The sequence below is a fragment of the Paraburkholderia mimosarum LMG 23256 = NBRC 106338 genome (genome assembly GCF_000739815.1).
GTDB classification, from domain to species: Bacteria; Pseudomonadota; Gammaproteobacteria; order Burkholderiales; family Burkholderiaceae; genus Paraburkholderia; species Paraburkholderia mimosarum.
On the sequence record NZ_BBJJ01000265.1, the window covers coordinates 1 to 1,840 of the forward strand.

Sequence of the window (1,840 nt, forward strand, 5' to 3'; positions counted from 1 at the left end):
CTTAACCTTGCATAACCGGCGGCCATCGTGTCCGTTTCGCTCTCCGACAAGCTCGTCGTCGCTATTTCTTCGCGTGCGCTCTTCGATTTCGAGGAGGAAAACCACGTGTTCGAAGCCGGCGACCTGCGAGCCTACGAAGCGCTCCAGCGCGAGCGCCTGAACCTGCCCGCGCAGCCGGGCGTGGCGTTCGCGCTGATCCGCAAACTGCTCGCCCTGAATAACGGCACGCATCACGTGGAAGTCGTGATCCTTTCGCGCAGCGATCCCATTAGCGGCCTGCGCGCGTTCAGCTCGTGCCGCGAGCACCGGCTCGACATCCAGCGCGGCGTGTTCACGCGCGGGCGCGAGCCCTGGCATTACCTCAAGCCGCTCAATGCGTCGCTGTTCCTCTCCGCGAACCCGGCCGACGTGAGGAGCGCGCTCGACGCCGGTTTTCCCGCCGCACGCGTGTTCCCCCGCGTCGAGCACAATTCGGCGACAATGACGGAACGCAACGCGCACGAAATTCGCATCGCGTTCGACGGCGATGCGGTGCTGTTTTCCGATGAAGCCGAGCAGATCTTCCAGAGCGAGGGCCTCGGCGCATTCGTTAGCCACGAACGCGACAACCGCGAGTTGCCGCTCGCGCAAGGTCCGCTCAAGCCGCTGCTCGCCGCGCTCAACCGGCTGCAGAAGCTCGCCGACGCGAACGCGCAAATGCACATTCGCACCGCCCTCGTCACCGCGCGCTCAGCGCCCGCGCACGAACGTGCAATCCGTACGCTGATGGCCTGGAACATCGAGATCGACGAAGCGATGTTCCTTGGCGGACTCGACAAAGGCCCGTTCCTGCGCGAGTTCGAACCCGATTTTTTCTTCGACGACCAGATCCGCCATTGCGAATCCGCGCGCTCGGTCACGGCCACCGGGCACGTGGCGAGCGGCGTGACGAATATCGCAACCGAAGCCAACGCATCATGACTCCCGACCAATCCCCGCTCGGCAAGCCCGCCGCCTACACCGAACAGTACGACGCCTCGCTCTTGTTCCCGATCCCGCGCGCCGGCGCGCGCGAGCAGATCGGCATTGGCGCGCAACTGCCGTTCTTCGGCTCCGATATCTGGAACGCCTACGAGCTTTCGTGGATCAACGCGCGCGGCAAGCCGCAGATCGCGATCGCAACGTTCTTCATCCCTGCCGATTCGCCGAGCATCATCGAATCGAAGTCGTTCAAGCTGTATCTGGGCTCGTTCGCGCAAACGGCGTTCGAATCCGCCGAAGTGGTGCGCGACACGATCCGGCGCGATGTGACGGCGGCATGCGGCGCGCCGGTTTCGGTGCGGCTCGAGCAGCCGGGCGCGTTCGGCAAGATCGCGTTCGAGGAATTCGACGGGCTCTCGCTCGATCGCCTCGATCTCGACACGGAGATCTATCACCCGGAGCCGACGCTGCTGAAAGCGGCGTTCGACGAGGCGCCGGTGGAAGAAACGCTGATCTCGAACCTGCTCAAATCGAATTGCCCGGTGACGGGCCAGCCCGACTGGGGCAGCGTGCAGATTCACTACGTCGGGCCGCAGATCGACCAGGCGGGCCTCTTGCGCTACATCATCTCGTATCGCAATCACACGGGCTTTCACGAGCAATGCGCCGAACGCATCTTCATGGACATCCTGCGCGAGTGCAAACCGGACCGGCTCGCCGTCTATGCGCGCTATACGCGGCGCGGCGGCCTCGACATCAATCCGTTCCGCACCAACTTCAACATGCCGATGCCGGATAACGCCCGGCTCGCGCGTCAGTAAGCGGTAGACAGCAAGCAGGCCATCAAAACGCAAACGCCCCGCTTGCCGGGGCGTTAATG

General features: G+C 64.0%; 2 protein-coding genes. Both read left to right on the forward strand.

Translation table 11 applies throughout. The features are described 5' to 3' along the window. The first annotated feature begins 27 nt into the window (after positions 1–27). The gene (locus BMI01S_RS37225) at positions 28–960 is read left to right on the forward strand and encodes a 5'-nucleotidase (RefSeq protein WP_028214456.1); all 933 of its coding nucleotides are present in this window, start codon (positions 28–30) and stop codon (positions 958–960) included. After that, on the forward strand, positions 957–1,781 hold the full coding sequence (queF, locus tag BMI01S_RS37230) for an NADPH-dependent 7-cyano-7-deazaguanine reductase QueF (protein ID WP_028214457.1): 825 nt from the start codon (positions 957–959) through the stop codon (positions 1,779–1,781). The genes BMI01S_RS37225 and queF overlap by 4 nt, the downstream gene beginning before the upstream one ends. The last annotated feature ends 59 nt before the right edge of the window (positions 1,782–1,840 follow it).

Excerpts from the sequence above, each read along its gene's own strand:
- queF (WP_028214457.1), top strand. The coding sequence starts at position 957 with ATGACTCCCGACCAATCCCCGCTCGGCAAGCCCGCCGCCTACACCGAA.